18 protein-coding genes and 1 riboswitch are annotated in these 18362 nt (G+C 38.9%); of the genes, 14 read left to right on the plus strand and 4 right to left on the minus strand.

Annotated elements, in window-relative coordinates; translation table 11 throughout:
* Window positions 1-22 precede the first annotated feature (22 nt).
* The 6 genes from atpD (at window position 23) to JM64_RS03420 (ending at window position 4622) form a co-directional block, all read left to right on the plus strand.
* Window positions 23-1441 carry a F0F1 ATP synthase subunit beta gene (gene atpD, locus JM64_RS03395; protein ID WP_064011484.1) on the plus strand — a complete coding sequence of 473 codons (1419 nt, stop codon included), beginning with the start codon at window positions 23-25 and terminating at the stop codon, window positions 1439-1441.
* A 61-nt stretch (window positions 1442-1502) separates the two neighbouring features.
* Window positions 1503-1790, plus strand: a complete 288-nt coding sequence (locus JM64_RS03400) for a F0F1 ATP synthase subunit epsilon (RefSeq protein ID WP_014451241.1) — start codon at window positions 1503-1505, stop codon at window positions 1788-1790.
* Window positions 1791-1881: 91 nt separating this feature from the next.
* A complete protein-coding gene (locus tag JM64_RS03405; protein WP_269446864.1) occupies window positions 1882-2709 on the plus strand; it encodes a DegV family protein in 828 nt (275 codons plus the stop codon).
* Window positions 2710-2749: 40 nt separating this feature from the next.
* The gene (locus JM64_RS03410; protein WP_064011486.1) at window positions 2750-3577 is read left to right on the plus strand and encodes a DegV family protein; all 828 of its coding nucleotides are present in this window, start codon (window positions 2750-2752) and stop codon (window positions 3575-3577) included.
* A 3-nt stretch (window positions 3578-3580) separates the two neighbouring features.
* Complete coding sequence (locus JM64_RS03415; protein WP_064011487.1) at window positions 3581-4063, plus strand: hypothetical protein; 483 nt, start codon at window positions 3581-3583, stop codon at window positions 4061-4063.
* Window positions 4064-4067: 4 nt separating this feature from the next.
* On the plus strand, window positions 4068-4622 hold the full coding sequence (locus JM64_RS03420; RefSeq protein WP_064011488.1) for a ribosome hibernation promotion factor: 555 nt from the start codon (window positions 4068-4070) through the stop codon (window positions 4620-4622).
* A gap of 63 nt (window positions 4623-4685) precedes the next feature.
* Here the strand turns inward: JM64_RS03420 and JM64_RS03425 are convergent, their stop codons facing one another.
* Genes JM64_RS03425 through JM64_RS03440 form a run of 4 tightly spaced genes read right to left on the minus strand, consistent with a single transcriptional unit; the run spans window position 4686 to window position 8815 of the window.
* Window positions 4686-5915, minus strand: a complete 1230-nt coding sequence (locus JM64_RS03425) for a thiamine-phosphate synthase family protein (RefSeq protein WP_064011489.1) — start codon at window positions 5913-5915, stop codon at window positions 4686-4688.
* Entirely contained in the window at window positions 5915-6703 is a 789-nt protein-coding gene (locus JM64_RS03430; protein ID WP_064011490.1) for a sugar phosphate isomerase/epimerase family protein, read from the minus strand. The genes JM64_RS03425 and JM64_RS03430 overlap by 1 nt, the downstream gene beginning before the upstream one ends.
* A 4-nt stretch (window positions 6704-6707) precedes the next feature.
* Window positions 6708-7991, minus strand: a complete 1284-nt coding sequence (gene thiC, locus JM64_RS03435; RefSeq protein ID WP_064011491.1) for a phosphomethylpyrimidine synthase ThiC — start codon at window positions 7989-7991, stop codon at window positions 6708-6710.
* A complete protein-coding gene (locus JM64_RS03440; RefSeq protein WP_064011492.1) occupies window positions 7988-8815 on the minus strand; it encodes a sulfide-dependent adenosine diphosphate thiazole synthase in 828 nt (275 codons plus the stop codon). Before JM64_RS03440 ends, thiC begins: the two co-directional genes overlap by 4 nt.
* 97 nt (window positions 8816-8912) lie before the next feature.
* A riboswitch (TPP riboswitch) is annotated at window positions 8913-9025 on the minus strand.
* 266 nt (window positions 9026-9291) lie between these two features.
* Between JM64_RS03440 and JM64_RS03445 the strand changes: the two genes are divergently transcribed.
* From JM64_RS03445 to JM64_RS03480, 8 genes are all read left to right on the plus strand, one after another.
* Window positions 9292-10665 carry an FAD-dependent oxidoreductase gene (locus JM64_RS03445; protein ID WP_064011493.1) on the plus strand — a complete coding sequence of 458 codons (1374 nt, stop codon included), beginning with the start codon at window positions 9292-9294 and terminating at the stop codon, window positions 10663-10665.
* Window positions 10666-10872: 207 nt separating this feature from the next.
* Entirely contained in the window at window positions 10873-11391 is a 519-nt protein-coding gene (locus JM64_RS03450; protein WP_064011494.1) for a nitroreductase family protein, read from the plus strand.
* A gap of 77 nt (window positions 11392-11468) precedes the next feature.
* The gene (locus JM64_RS03455) at window positions 11469-12320 is read left to right on the plus strand and encodes a DUF4438 domain-containing protein (RefSeq protein ID WP_064012485.1); all 852 of its coding nucleotides are present in this window, start codon (window positions 11469-11471) and stop codon (window positions 12318-12320) included.
* A 288-nt stretch (window positions 12321-12608) separates the two neighbouring features.
* Window positions 12609-13592, plus strand: coding sequence for a 3-oxoacyl-ACP synthase III family protein (locus JM64_RS03460; protein WP_064011495.1), 984 nt, complete (start codon window positions 12609-12611; stop codon window positions 13590-13592).
* A 67-nt stretch (window positions 13593-13659) separates the two neighbouring features.
* The gene (locus JM64_RS03465; protein ID WP_064011496.1) at window positions 13660-14901 is read left to right on the plus strand and encodes a TetR/AcrR family transcriptional regulator; all 1242 of its coding nucleotides are present in this window, start codon (window positions 13660-13662) and stop codon (window positions 14899-14901) included.
* Window positions 14898-16181: an acetyl-CoA hydrolase/transferase family protein gene (locus JM64_RS03470; protein WP_064011497.1), complete on the plus strand. Its 1284-nt coding sequence runs from the start codon at window positions 14898-14900 to the stop codon at window positions 16179-16181. Before JM64_RS03465 ends, JM64_RS03470 begins: the two co-directional genes overlap by 4 nt.
* Before the next feature lie 55 nt (window positions 16182-16236).
* Window positions 16237-17397, plus strand: coding sequence for an ABC transporter substrate-binding protein (locus JM64_RS03475; RefSeq protein ID WP_064011498.1), 1161 nt, complete (start codon window positions 16237-16239; stop codon window positions 17395-17397).
* Between the two features lie 194 nt (window positions 17398-17591).
* On the plus strand, window positions 17592-18356 hold the full coding sequence (locus tag JM64_RS03480; RefSeq protein ID WP_064011499.1) for an ABC transporter ATP-binding protein: 765 nt from the start codon (window positions 17592-17594) through the stop codon (window positions 18354-18356).
* The last annotated feature ends 6 nt before the right edge of the window (window positions 18357-18362 follow it).

The raw sequence follows: 18362 nt of genomic DNA on the forward strand, positions 1-18362 counted from the left end.
ACGAAAAAGGAGCGTGGTAAGCGTGTCCAAAAAGTCTATAGGTAAAATTGTAAGGGTAATAGGACCGGTTGTAGATGTAAAGTTCCAAGAAGGTGAATTGCCAGACATATACGATGCACTTGTGGTAACAAATCCACAAACTGGTAAGAAACTTGTTCTCGAAGTAGAACAGCTCATCGGTGATAACACTGTTAGAACGGTTGCTATGGACAGCACAGATGGTTTGGTCCGAGGTTTAGAGGTAGAAAATACCGGTGAGCCGATTAAAGCGCCCGTTGGACGTGGGGTTTTGGGAAGAATGGTTAATGTAATTGGTGAACCGATAGACGAGCAGGGTGAACTAAAAGATGTAGAATTCTGGCCCATCCACAGACCTGCTCCAAGTATGACAGAGCAAAAGACAGAGATAGAAATCCTTGAAACAGGTTTGAAGGTTATTGACTTGCTTGCACCATTCCCGAAAGGTGGTAAGATAGGGTTCTTCGGTGGTGCAGGTGTTGGAAAAACAGTGCTCGTTATGGAAATGATTCGAAACATAGCGATTGAGCACCATGGTTTCTCCATATTTGCTGGTGTTGGGGAACGAACTAGGGAAGGAAATGACCTATACCTAGAAATGTCGGAGGCAGGAGTTCTGAATAACACGGTTCTCGTTTTTGGTCAGATGAACGAACCGCCGGGAGCAAGGTTTAGAGTTGCTCTTACGGCGTTGACAATAGCTGAATATTTCAGGGATGTTGAAGGTAGAGACGTGTTGCTTTTCATTGACAATATCTTCAGGTTTGTCCAAGCTGGAAGTGAAGTCTCCGCTTTGCTTGGAAGAATGCCATCTGCTGTTGGATATCAACCAACATTATCAACTGATATGGGTGAATTACAAGAAAGAATAACCTCAACAAAGAAAGGTTCAATCACATCCGTACAGGCTATTTATGTTCCTGCTGATGATATTACAGACCCTGCTCCAGCAACAACGTTTACACACTTGGATGCTACGATAGTCCTTTCAAGGCAGCTTGCGGCACTTGGTCTTTATCCGGCTGTCGACCCACTTGACTCTACCTCGAAGATACTTGATCCAAATATCGTTGGTAAAGAGCATTACGAAGTTGCTCGCGGTGTGCAAGAAGTGTTGCAAAGATATAAGGACCTGCAAGATATAATCGCCATACTTGGTATGGAAGAACTCTCCGAAGAAGATAAATTGATAGTCCAAAGAGCAAGAAAAATCCAAAGATTCCTAACTCAACCAACACATGTTGCCGAGAGGTTCTCTGGAATACCCGGAGTTTACGTTCCGATTAAAGAAACTATTAGAGGGTTCAAAGAAATTCTTGAAGGTAGATACGATGATTTACCTGAGGCTGCGTTCTACATGGTTGGGACAATAGATGAAGCCGTTGAAAAAGCCAAGAAACTAATGAAATCAGCGGTTATATGATATATAGAATTTTGAACTACATGTTCGTTCGAGAAAAAAGCTTGATTAGGAGTTGAGCTCAATGAAAATAAAGATAGTTACTCCATATAAAATTGTCGAGTTTAATAATGCAAAGTTGATAGTTTTTAAAACTGTCGAAGGTGAAATGGGTGTTCTCGATAAGAGAGCACCCATTATTACAAAACTAGCAATTTCGGATGTTCGTATCCAAACTGAAGAAGGAGAAGAAAAGCTAAAGGTAATTGACGGTTTTCTACACTGTGATGGTAATAGTAACGTTGTGATACTTACCGAAGAGGTTGGAAAGCCGGAAGAATTTGACCCTCACAAGTTTCGAAAGGAGGAATAAATTCAGCATAGAGTTGTCATTTTGGGTATCCGGTCAGATAGTCCACTCAAAATTTCTAATATCTTTAGCGAAGAGGTGAAGATATCTGAAGATTGCAGTTGTTATAGATAGTACCACGAAGTTAAGGAAAGATTTTCACACAGATATTGAGATATACACCATACCTGTTCGAGTGTTTATAAATGGCGAAGAACTCGATGATTCGGATGATATAACTGACAAGATACTTGGTGCAATTGAGAAAGGAGAAAAAGTGGAAACTTCTTTGCCACGTGTGGATGTAGTTGAAAAGACTTTTCATGAGCTGCACAAAAAATACGACGTTGTTTATGTTTTATCAATCTCTTCACTGCTTAGCGGAACATACAATCTTTTCTATACAATAGCGAACAAATACGAGAATGTTTTCGTTTTCGATTCAAAAAGTGTTAGCATACAGAATACTTACATTTTAGAGAGGATGTTGAAAGACATAGAGCTTGGTAAAAAAATAGGTGAAGATGATATAATATCATATAGAGACGATACGCTTTTTTTAGTAGCGGTCTTCGATGTAACACAGCTTCAAAAGAGTGGCAGAATTGGAAAGATTACTTCGGTATTTGGTAAAATGCTGCAGATAAAACCTATCCTTACTATTGCTCGAGATGGTGAAGTTCAGTTAGTGCAAAAAGCTATTGGTGTCAATAAAGTAAAAGAGGTAATCAAAGAAAAAGCAAAGGAATTCGTTGAAAAAGCAAAGAAAAAAGAAAAAGGAATAAGAATTTACGCAGCAGTTGGAAAAGAAGATTACAAAGATTTTATCTACGAAGTAGCGCAACTGTATGACGTAAAACCTTACTTTGTTGACATTGGACCCGCTGTTACAACGCATGTTGGTAAAGAAGGATTCGGAATACTCTTGGGCTTAGATTTTTGATTCATGCTATTACTGTTGTGCCCTAAGGAAGGGAGAACGTATGAAGAATATATACCTTTTTGACAGTTCTGTAGATTATCAACCTGGTCTTGACTTTGGAGTTCCGACTGATATGTTTCCACTTCGAGTGTATGTAGATAGTACGGAATACATCGATAAAGTAACAATAACAGATGAGCAATTTTATAATTACTGTCTCTCGGGTGCTAAAGTTTCCACATCGCAGCCGAAACCAGAAATGATGAGAGAAAAACTGACAAAATACTCAAAAGAGTACGAAAATGTATACGTAGTTACGATATCTCAGAAGCTAAGCGGAACGTACGATACTATATCATCTATTGTTAACGATGAAAAGCTGAAAAATGTAACAGTCTTAAACTCCAAAAGTGGAAGCGTAAAAACAACGTACGTGTTGTATCGGGTGATTAATGCGGCGGAAAATGGCTTGAAGGTTACACAGGAACTTGTCGATACATTTGTGAAAGATAGTTTGTTAGTTTTCTCAGTCTCATCGCTTGAATATCTTGAACGTGGTGGAAGGATAGGCCATGCGAAGGCACTTCTTGGGAAACTTTTAAAGATTAAGCCAATTCTTACAACAACAGGTGATGGATATACTGCTTCGTTAGGTATGGAAAGGACCTACGATGGACTTATAAGACGTATGAGAGAACTTACTAAAGAATTTATGGCAAAACTTGAAAATCCTGTTGTAATTGGTGGATACGGAGTTTCCTACATGAAAGAACATCTTGACAAACTTCTGGAAGGACTCAATGTTCACTCGATAGCACGAATAGGACCAGCAATCGCTGCACATGTTGGACCAGAGGTATTTGGACTAGTAGTTGGAAGGGGGTTTTAGTTGATGATTAAGGATTATTTAAACAGCGTTATCGAGGAAAAGTCTTCGAAAGATTTCATAGTCTTTTCGTCTGTGATTTTTTCGTTAGGTTTTGTCTTATCGATAATTTCTAACGCGTTCTTTTTCATTAACCATCCGGTAGTAAAAGTTTTCATTGGAATTTCGAATACGGTTTTCTTTATTGGTGTTGTGGGTATCAGTGTTGTTCTTTCAAAATGGTTCAAAAATACCGACGAAAAGCTCTACGCTCTTGCAAATTTATACCTTACCTTCACATTAGTCTTTGCTTTTATGTCCTACTTTGTACCGTTCCTTTTCCTAGTAACTGTTGCACTTATCTTAGCATTGATCACCACTGCAAAAAAATTTATTCTTGGTGAAGAACAATTGTTTGTTGGTAAACTGGTCTCTTATTTCCTTATCACTCTGTCTTTCTACACGATGGAGCTTGTGACCGAGTTGAACGAACAAATCATACGGAGGTGATTTTATGGAAGTCAAGACATTTGCTCGCGGCTTTGAACTATCAGAAGCTATCGAAAGTTACCTCAACAAAAGGTTAGAAAAAGTCAAAAGGGCGTTAGGAACTTTTGTTTCGCGGGATGATGTGAACATCGAAGCACGTTTTGACAAGGATGGACCGTACTACACTCTAAGATTGATGACGCACATCGATGGTAAAGATATCGTTGTTCAGGAAAAAGCAAATGATATTTATGGTGTTATTGACGCTGCAAGTGAAGCTTTTGAAAAATCAGTCAAGCGAGAAAGGGAACTGCACAAATCCTATCACAAATCCAATGTTAAAGGACTAACTGAAGCAATGACTGAAGAACTTGCTCCAAGATATGAAATCGAAGACGAAGAAGACAAAATAGATACGGTTAAAAGGGTTTATCTCATGCAAGCAACGTTGGAAGAGGCAATCGCTCAGATGGAAGTTATGGGACATCAGTTCTTTGTCTTCAGGAATGTCGATACTGGCGAGCTCAACATGATTTATAGAAAGAACGGAAAATACGGGTTGATAGAATTTCAGGAATAATGTAAATAAAATTATAAAGCAAAGTGCCCCAAAACGGGGCACTTTGTTAAGATGTTAGCAATTTCATATAATTCCTATAATCTTTTTAATCTTTTCCATCACCTCTTTCGGGTTTCTTCCAAAGATTCTAATCATTGCCTCTTTTCCCCAGAATCCTTCATCATATATTACATCTGGTATCCTTCCAAATTCTTTGTATGCTTGTTGAATCATCCATTCCATAGATTTTCCATCAACATTTTTAACATCTTCCGGTTCAGAATTTCTATCGTACTTGAACACAGTTAAACCGGACCTGACCGCGTTATCAACATACTCGGGACAATACCTAATATTTGTCACACACCTTACGTGTGGTGAGATAGATTTTGCAACAAGTGCCATTCTTGCAGTGTGCGAATAATCAGCAAATGACGCATCGGAAACGAAAACGGGTTTCCCTTCTTTTAGTCTGATCCTTCCCGGAAATTTAGCAACTTCAAATTCATCTTTTGACCATGGCAACGCATATGAGACGTTTTGTCCAACCTCTGGAACAGTTTTTTCTCCAACTGACAATAGCACTCCCTTTACACCGTTCAACGAATCGAGCACGTCAAATTTCATCCAATCTCTTGCAAGTATTTCTGGTTGCACTTGCTCATGGCTCCTCACAAGGACTTTTTGCAATATCTCTATAGAAGCCCTTATCGCTTCTTCTGGAGAATAACCAAGGGACAAATGGCCTGCAAATAAGCTAGAAAATGCACATCCAGTTCCATGGTATCTTCCTGATAACCGAGGCGTTTCAAAAGTAATGCGACCATACTTTACAATGATTTTGTCAACTTCTTTTCCATGACCTCCCGTTACGATAATTCTGTCTGAGGGTTCTAACCCTAATATACCTGCCTCTTCGTTGTTTAGAAGTATGAAATCAGCGTGTGCTAAATTTTCCATGACAATTTCAGGTGGTTCGAAATCATAGCCAGAGCTTGAACGTAGAATTATGTTCCAAACGATGGTTGCTGACGGGTATTTTTCCCTTATAAGTTTAATCATTTCTGGAAATATTAAGCCTACTTTTATAACTTCAGGCTTAGGCAGAACTGATAATTCCTGATCTATTTCTTCCCATTTTCGAAATCTCGCAAGGAAAACCTTGTGTGTGTTTTGGATAGTATACGCACTAACAACCCCCATGGCACTAATTCCCAAAAGAGACAAGGACTTTATATCTTGTAAAATCCCAGCACCAGCCGATGGGTCAAATCCTGAAATTACCATTACTCTTTTCTCAGCTGCACCATTCATCAAAGCATCACCTCCAAGAATTTTATTAGCCTTGACAACAAGTTAGGACAATCATTAGAAGGTTCTGCAACAAAATCCACATTTTCAAATCCTTTTATTACCTCTAGAACTCTTCTAAAGTTGAGTGAATCCCCCCACGGCGCATGGTGACATTCTTCATATGTTTTTAGGTCAGCATAGTAAATGTGGAATTCAGTTATAAAATCCTGCAATTTTTCAATAAAAGAAACTGGGTCAAAAGCGTAAATCTCTGAGTCAATCAATAAATGTCCTATGTCTAAACACATTGTGCAACCAGTCTCCTTAAGAACAAATAAATAGTCATCTGCGGAATGGAAATAATCATTCATATAAACGTTTTCCAGCCTAGTTTCAATAATTCTGTTTAATTCATAAAAGTGTTCAAGACTTTCTATAACAATATCGTAAACGTCCTTCCACGCTTCTTTTTGTTTTGCATTTGGGAAATGAGCAACAACATACTCTGCACCAAAACTTTTGGCAAATCTTGCGCTTTCGATATTAACTGTGTATGTATCGTTTCTTAAAGTTCTGTCTAAAGAAGTTGGATTTGGATGAACTGATGCATATCTAAAAACAAATGGTAGATGTATACCAAATGGTTTACCACGTTTCTCAAGAAATTCTTTCAATTTATCCAGGTCTTGCTTTTGAAAAAACGTTAATTCATACAGTTCTGCTAAAGGAAGTTCGTCTATCCTTAGTATATTTGCTCGAATGGTGCTTGTGGAAAACCCTTTTCTCCTTTTTCTGTGATAACCCTTCATTTGTCTATTTTTCCTCCGCAAAATCTTTAGTTATTTTTATCGCACAGAAAGGTCCACACATAGAACAGCCGTCCTCTGTATACTTCATCTTCTCAAATTTCTTTTGTGCCCTTTCCGCGTGTATGGCAAGTTTGAACATTTTATCCCAATCAAAATCCCTTCTTGCTCTTGCCATTTCTTCTTCCAATTTCATTGCTCTCTGGTTACCGCGTGCCACATCTGCAACAATTGCCGCTATCCTTGCAGCAATCACTCCTTCTTTTACTTCCTCAGCATCTGGTAACCCAACATGTTCTGCTGGGGTTACGTAACATAGAAAATCACACCCATAATAACCTGCTAATGCCCCCCCAATCGCGCTAACAATGTGGTCATAACCAACACCTCTGTCTGTTGGGAGTGGTCCTAGAAGAAATATAGGTCTCCCCAATCCTATCTTTTTCATAAGCTTTACATTTAGTTCAATTTCATTCAAAGGCACATGCCCAGGACCTTCCAACATAACTTGTATACCAGCATCGTAAGCTTTCAAAACGAGTTCTTGCATAAAAAAGAGTTCTTCGAGTTGCTGAGGATCCGTGGAATCTGCAATAGCACCAGGTCTCATCCCGTCACCTAAGCTTAGTGTAATGTCATACTCTCTAGCAATTTGAAGAATCTCATCAAAATGCTCATAAAATGGATTTTCCTTGTTGTTCTTAATCATCCAACCAGCAATAATAGACCCCCCACGGCTGACAATTTTCAGAATTCTCCGTGAGTTTTTCAGTTTCTCCAATACTCGTTTTGTTATCCCAACATGAATTGTCATAAAATCAATACCATCTTCAGCATGTTGAAGAACCATGTTAATAAAATCCTTTTCAGAAAAATCTACTACATTTCTTTTTTCTGTATAAGCCTTCACAGCGGAATCATAGATAGGAACGGACCCAACCGGGACTGGACTTCTTTTGACAATTTCCTTTCGCATTTCTGATAAATTACCCCAAGTAGATAAGACCATCACAGCATCAGCACCAGTATTCAACGCGGCTTCTAACTTTTCCAATTCCTCTTTCAAGGAGGAATATCCGACGGATGTGCCTATATTGGCGTTCACTTTTACCGTCATCTGTTCTCCTATTGCTGCTGGCCTTTTTAAATTGTGTAATTTATTTCTTGGAATAACGACTTTTCCTTCGGCAACTAATTTTCGGAGTTTTTCGAGCTCAATACCTTCAAATTCAGCACAATACTTCATTTCTTTTGTGATAAGCCCTGCACGTGCTGATTCAAGTTGCGTCATATTTTCATCTCCTTGTCAATTGTTACTACTTCTCTTTCTAAACCATCTTCAATCAGTTCCGCTGCTCTAAGACCTGACAAAATCATACCGCCAAAGATAGGTCCCATTCTGGGACCTCCGCCAACACTGACCGCAGCCATACCCATTACAAACAGTCCAGGATATATTTCTCTTGTCCCTTCTACAACAAACCTTTCACCATTTTCCGCATCCATCGGGAACTCATATTCAACACTTCCGCAACTGCAGAGATTCTCCGTGGAACCAGTAACAGATGCCAGAATTCCACGTTTAGAAAGCAATCTTACAAGGTTAGCAGGATGTCCTGTACCATCGACTGTAAATTTTGCAATAACGCTTATTGGGTCAACGTGCAATCTTTCCCTAATTGTTGGCATCCAATTTATTACAACTCCAGAAACCCTTTTATCGTACATTACAAGGTCTTCAACAAAAACATTGTTAAACACTAATGTTCCTGCTTTTGTGGTGTGATACAATAATGCCGATGCGAAGTGTACAGAGTCAACAACCAAAAACTCCCCAAATTCTTTGTAGTTAACACCAAGTTCTTCCACATAGCCTTTCAATTCTCTTTCAAGTACCAACTCATTGAACATCATTCCTCCACCCCAAATGCCTCCACCTGGTTCGTTCTTCGCTTCAAAAATTGCGACCTTGTACCCTTTCTTAGAAAGTGCAAGAGAAAGTGCAAGAGCGCTAGGACCACATCCTGCGATAGCTACGTCAACTTCCAAACCTTTGTTCAACTTTTCAAAAAAACTTTCGACTATCAGTTTCGAGATAATCAAATCTTTCTTCATCCTTTTACACCTCCATGCTAAAACTTTTTTTAAAAAACAAAGTCCCTCCGAATTTCTCGGAGGGACATTTCAGTTAGAAGCACATTATTAAATCTGTAGTTTTGCGTTGCCCATGTCCCTCCGCCGGTATTACCCGGATCAGGTTCAAAGGGTCGAAGGGTTGCCCCCTTCCTCTCAGCCCCGCAGTATGGAGCTCCCCTCTGGGCTATTGAATTTTTTCACTTAAAATATACCACTTCAAGATAGATACGTCAAGCTTAGAACGAAAAAACAAAACAACGCTTTATGGATTTCATTTAGAAAAATCTTAAATTTTCGCGAAAAAATAAGAATTTGTAAACAAGACAAAATAAAATGTTAGTTGACAAAAAAGAATAGACTTAGTATAATCTAAGTGTATATAAGTGAATTTACTCACAAAAAGGGGTTTAAAAAAACAAAACACAATTTCTTCAATATGAAAGGAGGAAAAGTTAATGAAGGTGGTTGTTATCGGTTGTACGCACGCAGGAACGGCTTTCATCACAACAGCAAAGAGGCTTTATGGTGAGAAAATCCAAATAACAACATATGAAAGAAACGACACTGTTTCATTTCTTTCTTGTGGGATTGCTTTACATGTTGGTGGAGTAGTAAAAGACCCTATGAAGCTCTTTTATTCCTCGCCCAAGTTTCTCTCAGATTTGGGAGCAAAGATGATGATGAGACATGAAGTGATAGATGTTAACCTTGAAGAAAAGTTTGTTCTTGTCAGGAATCTCGAAAATGGAGAAACATTCAAAGATGCCTTTGACAAGCTTGTAATAACTACTGGTTCATGGCCCATAATTCCAAATGTCCCTGGTGTTGATATGAAAGGTATAATGCTTTCAAAGAACTTCTACCATGCGCAGGATATTGTACAGCATTCAAAGAATGCTGATAAAATTACTATAGTCGGAGCTGGTTATATAGGTGTTGAACTTGCAGAAGCTTTTAGACATAACAATAAAGAAGTGGTTCTGATAGATATAGCGGATAGAATCTTGGCCAAGTATTTGGACAAAGAATTTACCGATATACTTGAAAACGAGCTCACTGTAAATGGAATCAAGTTAGCGCTGGGGCAAAAAGTCGTGAAGTTTGAAGGGGAAAACGGTTTTGTGAAGAAAGTTATAACAGATAAGGACACTTTCGATACCGACATGGTTGTGCTAGCTACAGGTTTCAGACCAAACACAGATCTGTTCAAAGGCAAATTGGAAATGTTGACCAATGGCGCATTAATTGTTGATTCTTATCTGCACACGTCTCACCCTGATGTTTTTGCAGCAGGTGATAGTGCAGCGGTTTGGTATACTCCCACTAACAGTTACGAATACATCCCGCTTGCTACAAATGCTGTAAGAATGGGAACTATAGTTGCGTACAATATATTTGAAGACAAACTTAAATATCCTGGGACTCAAGGAACATCAGGTGTAAAGGTATTTTCTTATAACGTTGCCACTTCCGGCCTAAATGAATTGCTTGCTCAAGAAAAAGGTATAAACTATGGAACAATTTACGGTATAGAAAACAACAGACCTGAATTTATGCCAGAGTATGAACCTGTTTATGTTAAGCTCCTTTACAGAAAAGATGACCATACAATAGTTGGTGGACAAGTTATGTCAAAAGCGGATGTTACAGAAAGTGCGAACACGTTATCAATTGTTATAAAAAACAAGATGACAGTCAAAGACTTGGCATTTGCAGATTTCTTCTTCCAGCCATATTTCAACAAGCCTTGGAACTTCTTGAATACTGTTGCATTGAAAGCTCTTGAGGGATTAGTTGAAGTTTCCGAATCTCTCGAAAAGATAAGCTGACTTGTTGTTTAAAGATACATGAAAGGTCAATTTTGCAGACCCGGGGACGTTGTCTTCCGGGTCTTTATTTTGTATTGCTTGGGCAAAAGCTATCCAGGTATTTGAAACTAAATTGCGTGGGTGTATAATTGTATCAGAAAAGTTTGTAATACGAACAAAAGATGTATGCAAACATAGCTCAAATACTAGGAGGTTGGGGGTGACGAAATGGAATTAAAAGATGTCATCTTAAAACGGAGAAGTATAAGAAGGTTCAAAGATAAGGAAGTCTCACCAGAAACTCTTTTAGAAATTGCAAGGTATGCTTTGTTGGCTCCGAGTGGGAGGAACTCAAAACCTGTCGATTTGATTATAGTGACTGAAAAAGACAAAATCGAGCGTATAATGAAAGCAAGAGAAGGAGCGTTTTCGTTCCTAAAAACCGCACCTGCATGTATAGTTGTTACTGCAAGTGAAGCCAGTTCAACCTGGATGTCAGATGCCTCTATAGTGGCAACGTATATACAACTTCTGTGTGTTGATTACGGTCTTGGAAGCTGCTGGGGCCATGCACATGATCGTTTCCAAGATGGAGTGTCAGTTGAAGGGAAGATTAAAGAGCTTGTTGGTATTCCAGATGGTTACAGGGTACTTTGCGTAATAGGAATTGGATATCCGGACGAAGAAAAAAATGCGCATACGTTAAAAGATGTTGATAATAACAAAATTCATATTGAGAAATGGTAGGTTCTTTTATATCATAACAATTGTAATGGAGGGAAAGAACGATGAAAGAAGTTAACAAGAAGAAACAAAACAGTTCTATCAAAACAAACAAAGACCAAGTTGTTCAGCTTTCAATATTGGTAGAAATAGCACACCCGGTTGTCCGTATGCCAGTTGTTGATGGTAATGGCAATTCGTTTTACATTCCCGGTGTTGGAGGTATCACATACAACTTCGGGCTTGGTGACAATGCATTCAAGATGCACGGTGACCATATCGAACCTGATGTTAGCGCCAAAAACAAAGACAAGGACTTAAATCCCACTTGTATGGCTCTTGCATGTATTGGGAACGAAGCAGCAGTAATATCCGGAGATGCGAAAGGCATGAAAGGATACGTAATAGGAAAGCATGGAGGAATAGACCATATATTAATCTGGTTTCCAGAGAAAGAAAAATTAGCAGTTGGAGATAAGATACAGATTAAAGCCTGGGGACAAGGGCTTGAAATTGTTAACTATCCAGAAGTCAAAGTCATGAATATAGATCCAGATTTGTTTGAGAAGATACCGATAAAAATTAAGAATAGTAAATTGCAAGTTCCAGTTACTGCTATCGTTCCTGCACACCTAACGGGTTCTGGAATCGGAGCTGGTAATCCATCAGCTACTGACTATGATATGAATACTTTGGATAAAGAAGAAATTAAGAAGTTCAAACTCGATAAAGTAAGGATAGGAGATTTAGTTGCAATATCAGACCACTACAACGGTTACGGAGCCGGAGGTTACAAAGAAGGTGCCGTTTCGATAGGTGTTGTCGTTCATTCGAATTGCTACAAAACAGGACACGGTCCAGGGATGGTGATAATAATGACCTCAAAAGAAGGAGACATAGTGCCAGTTCTCGATAAAGATAGTAATATAAAAAACTACCTCAATATACGTTGACTAAAAACTTTTTGAAAACTACAACATCCCACCCGGCAACGGGTGGGATTTCTATTCTCAGTTGTAAAAGTCAGAATATTTAAGAAAATATGCAATATTGAGAAAATATTTCAAATATTACTGATTTCCCAGAACAATCGTGGATACATTTCCGAATTTCCATATATCTTTCATAATGTTACAAGTGCTATAATCTGAAAGGTGATTCATATAAAATATAATATATGATTCATCTTTTAACAAGTCGTTATTGAAACCCACTTTGAATATACGAGGAGGTTTACTAAGATGAAGTACGCAAAGATTATTTCCTCTGGGATGTACGTTCCTAAAAAAGTGATGACGAACGCGGAGTTTGAAAAGTTAACGATGTTTACTATTGACCCATATTTCTCAGATGCGATTGGTATCAATCACAGACATATTTCAGAAGATTGGGAAACTCCTACTTATATGGCTGCAGAAGCTGCGAAGAAGGCACTCGCGCGAATTGGTATGAAACCGGAAGAAATTGATTTGATTATCGTTGGTACAGATACTCCGGAAGCGGTATCCCCACCAGATGCTCCAAGGGTTCAGTACCTCATAGGTGCCCACAAAGCAGAACCACTCGCTTTCAATGTAAACGCATCATGTGCAAATGGAGCGTTAATGCTTGATATCGCAGCAAGGTATATAGCCATGGGGGATTACAAAAATGTCCTCGTTATAGGTACATATGCGATGACTAAGTTCCTAAGTTGGAAATATTCATGGGAAGCTCTTTTTAGTGATGGCGCAGGTGCATTGATACTTACAGCATCAGATGAACCAGGGTTTATAGGTAGTGTGGCGCGTGCAGACGGTAGTTGGTGGCAAAACTGGGGAATATACATGGGAGCAGGCACCATGAATTTGGCAGGTTTTGAAAGAGGACTTCACAAATTGGACCTTAGAGCTGCTTATCCATCTACAGTCAATGAGGAAGGATGGCCTATGTTGATTAATAAACTTATGGAAAAATACAACATCACAAAAGACGAAATTGGTATGATATTCTTTACGCAAGTAAGGAAAAAGACTATTGAAAAAGTTATGGAAACACTTGGACTGCCAATAGAAAGAGCACATATGATTATGCATAAGTACGGCTACACTGGTTCTGCATGTGTCTATATGGCTTACGATGACGCATTTGACGAAGGAAAGATAGAGCAACTAGAAGGCAAGGTAGTTATCTTCTTGACATCCGGTGTTGGGTATCAGCAAGTTGCTACTGCTTTTAGAATGTGATGTTTAGACCTTTGTTGATTATTTACCACTTTTTTCGAATTAATTGAAGGTGTGGAGGTAATATAGAGTGAAGAAGAGAGAAATGCCTCAGAAAAATGTAAAAATTACTAGAAATAAAAAAGCAAAAAGGATACCTCAACGTGCTGATGGTATAGAATCTAAGAATAAACTAAAGAAGGCTGCCATAGGACTTCTTAGTAAAAACAGCTTTTCCAACGTGTCCATTTCACAAATTACTAAGCATGCTGGCTTGAGCACTGCTGCCTTTTATCAATACTACATTAACAAGGATGAGTTGTTTCGAGAGATTGTTGACGATTTCATAAGAGACCTCAAACATTCATTGGAAGGAGAGTCTATAACAGATGTCGCACTAAAATACTTTGAATACTGCAAGAGAAATAAGAACTTAATCCAAGCCATACACCTCAACGAATATCATTTCGAATGGTTGAGGAACGAATTTGAAGATGTAATACAATCTATCTCAGAAAAGCATGGCTTAACTGATGTTGGGCTCTTCTACTTCTGGTCACCAATAAGGTTTGTAATTAACTTCGGGGAGTTGTTGGGTGTAAAGGTAGAACCTAATGTTCTTTTATCGCTCATTGTAAACGGTATTCAGAAAGAAAAGAAGGAGTTGCAAAATCTTCCGAAAGAGGTATTTACATTCACACCCGAAAAACATGTTCTCGAAGTTGATGAAAAACGAGAATTAATACTTGCAAATGCAGAAAGCTTGTTTGGAACTTATGGTTACCAAAAAACGCAGATATATGACATCGCAAAGGCATCAGGAATCGGGGTTGGGACTATATATCTATACTTTGAAAATAAAAAGGAAATCTTACGTGAATTAGTACGATGGATAAATAAGGGGCTAAGATACAACGTTAGAAAAGCCATGGAAAATGTTAAACAGTATCCAAGGTTAGTTCAGGAAATAGCCGGGTTGTACGCCTTTGTCCAGTTCTTCAAAAGTCACGCAAACATGTATAAAATCGTCAGAGAAAGCCAGTCATTAGATTTAGAGATTGCGAAAGATTATTACACATCAATATTTATTCCTTACTGCAAAGCTTTAGAAAACTCATTTAATGACGGGAAACTCCAACTAAATTCGGAAAAATTCGGGACTATCGACACAAAAAGCATTTTGCAATATATTGCTATGCTATTAATGGGAATTGGTCATTACTTGGGTGAACGATATATTCTTGCAGGCAAAGTTTCTGATACAGAAAAGTTGGAACGTTTTTTGGAAGATATCTACGTTTACCTCTCCAAAAGCTTGGGGGTGGCAATGTGAATCTAAGAGAGGAATATGAAAAGAAACTTACTGATATTGACAAGGTGTTGTCAATCCTTCAAGATAACTGGACAATCGTTGTTGGGATGACTCCCATGGAGCCGAAAGTTTTCCTGAGAAACTTGCATCGAACGCAAGCTAGTGGCCTTGAAATCTACACATGTTTAAACACAGAGCCTTATGAATTTTGTTCAAACGAAGAATATTTCAATAGATTTTACAACTATTCTTGGTTTTTCGGACCTTACAACCGAAAGCTTTCAAAAAACACATATTATGTTCCAAACAATCTGCACCAAGCTGGTATGAACCTTATACAATCTACTAAGATAAACGTTTTTGTTGGGGTAGCCTCTCCTATGGATGAAAAAGGGTTCTTCACATTGTCGGCAAGTGTTGTCTACGAGAAGGATGTGCTTGAGAATGCAGATATAGTTGTCCTCGAAGTAAATCCAAACGCTCCAAGAACTCATGGTGATACTCACGTCCACATTTCCGAAGTTGATTACATAGTGGAGGTAGACTATCCTTTGCCACAAGCAGAGCTTCTCGAACCAGCCGAAGTTGAGAAAAAGATAGCAGAACATATTGTGGAACTTATAGAAGATGGTGCGACTATTCAACTTGGAATTGGCGGGATACCAAATGCTGTTGCGAAGTTCTTAGTTGACAAAAAAGATTTAGGTATACACACAGAGATGTTCACGGAGAGTATGATAGACCTCTTTGAAGCAGGAGTTATCACGAATAAGAAAAAAACTCTTTGGAACGGAAAGTTCGTATGTACTTTTGCTTATGGCAGCCAGAGAATGTATAAGTTCATCGATGATAATCCATCAGTGCTATTTTTGAGAGGCAGGTATGTGAACGACCCCTACATCATAGCCCAAAACGACAAAATGGTCAGTATAAACACTGCACTCATGGTTGATTTGACAGGAAATGTTTGCTCCGAAGCAATTGGAACAAGTCATTACAGTGGTACAGGCGGTCAACTGGACACTCATAGGGGAGCTGTAAAGAGCAAAGGAGGCAAGGGCATTATAGCAATGAGGTCTACTGCAAAAGATGGTCAGGTCTCCACGATAGTTCCGTTACTTCCACAAGGGTCACCCATCACGGTTCCACGGCAAGAACTGGATTACGTTGTGACAGAGTGGGGTGCGGTAAGACTTAGAGGATTACCAACAAGGAAACGTGCACTTGCGTTAATATCAATAGCGCATCCAGATTTTCGTGATTACTTAACAAAAGAGGCTCAAAAACTGGGATTAATCTGAGTGTGTAGAGCTCATTTTTGCTACCATTTTCATTCCATCATAGGAGGTGGGTTGTATGAAAAAGTTGTTAAGTGTTATTCTTATGCTCGTCTTTTTGGTAAGCTTGTTTGCTGAAGTTGGGGTTTATAACGACAAAGTTGTTATTGGAACATTCCAAGCGTTGTCCGGTCCTTATGCAATCATCGGGCAAGAGATGAGCAAAGGAATGAAAGCGTACTTCAACTGGATTAACAGCAGAGGTGGTATCCATGGGAGAAAAATAGAACTAATAATCGCTGATGACCAACTCAACCCAGCAAAGACTGTTGTTGAGGTCAAGAGGCTAGTTGAGCAAGACAAAGTCTTTGCAATTGTCGGTGGACTCGGAACTTATGGCTGTTTGGCAGTTATGGATTACCTCGAACAGAACAAAGTTCCATTTGTGTATCAGGGTGCGGGAACATCAAAACTCGTTATTCCTCCGAAAAAATACATCTTCGGTGTACAACCAGACTACACTCTTGAAGGAACACTTATCGGTAAGTACGTAGGAGAGATTGCGAAATTCAAAAATCCAGCAATCGTTTACATGAACAACGATATTGGTTTAGAAGGTTATGCTGCTTTTAAAGCTAAGCTTGAAGACTACAAAATGAAACCAGTTGTTGAGATTTCCTACAACCCAGCTGATACAGATTACAGCGGACTTGTTGTAAAGCTTGTTGAGAAGAATCCAGACGTTATTGTTATCTATGGACTTATTACAGACACAATAAGATGGGTTAAAACAATTCGCGACTATGGTCTTGATAGCAAGATAATCACCATCTATCCGAATGCTGACCCATCTTTCATCAAATTAGCTGGTAAATACGCTGAAGGTGTTATTTTTACAGGATGGGTGCCACTCGCGACTCCTGATAGGCCAGAATTTGTTAGAGATTATCAAAGAGCCATATCTATTTATCAACAAACATACCCGAAAGAAATAATGTCCTCATATGCAGTTGCCGGGTTTATTGCAGCAGAGGTATTCACAGAAGGCTTGATTAGGACTGGAAAGAACTTGACAAGGGAAGGTCTTGTGAAGGCTCTTGAAAGTTTCAAAAACTGGAATGGTATACTTGCAAAAGATATTACGTGGGGTCCAAACCTGAGACGCGGTAAGTCCTCAATGTATTTCATGGTTGTTAAGAACGGTCAATTTGTGCCTCTCACCGACTTAATTAGACCATGAGAAATTAAAACGGTTTTTTGAAAAAGAATATTTCAGCGGTAATCGCAAAGTATTTTGTTTGCTGAAAACTTGTGTGCCGCGGGCGATAGTTAAGGTGAATTAAAACTCTCCCGATAAAAGCCCGCGGCTTTTGTAAGTAAGGTAAGAATGAAGTCGAACAACGGCAACATTAAAAAAACGGGAGTTGAGAAGTGATGCTAAAGCTTGAGAATATAACGGTTAGGTTTTCTGGACTTGTGGCAGTTGACAACCTTTCGATGGAAGTCAAGGAAAAAACCATACATTCCCTGATAGGACCCAACGGTGCTGGCAAAACCACTGTTTTTAACGCCATATCTGGATTGGTTAAACACGATGGGAGTATTATCCTTGATGGCAAGGATATCACTCACGTGCCGGTTCACAAAAGAGTTTATCATGGTCTTGGAAGAAGTTTCCAGAACATCATTATCTTCAAATATATGACCGTATTACAGAATTTAATGCTTGGGTATCACTCGAAATTGGATTACAATCATTTCGATGAAGTTATGTATACGAGTAGATTCTCATTGGAGGAACGAAAGGCAAGATTGAAAGCTATAGAAGTAGCTGATTTACTTGGTATAAAGAGCATACTGGGAGTTTACGCTGGAACACTTCCATACGGTTTCCAAAAACTCATCGACGTCGGAAGAGCGCTTATGACTGAGCCAAAAATACTCCTTCTTGACGAACCTGCTGCAGGTTTGACCGAGAAGGAATCAGATATTCTCAAAGAGAGAATCATTAAGATAAAAGATAGGGGGATTACTGTTTTTCTCATTGAACACGATATGCGCATGGTGCTCGATATATCGGACAGAATAACTGTAATTAATTTTGGAAAAAAGATTGCGGAAGGTACAGCTCAAGATGTTATCAATAACGAAGAAGTTATAAAAGCGTACCTTGGTTCAGGTACAGCAACAACCCAATAATGGTTC

Source organism: Fervidobacterium pennivorans, from assembly GCF_001644665.1.
Taxonomy (GTDB): Bacteria; Thermotogota; Thermotogae; order Thermotogales; family Fervidobacteriaceae; genus Fervidobacterium; species Fervidobacterium ngatamarikiense.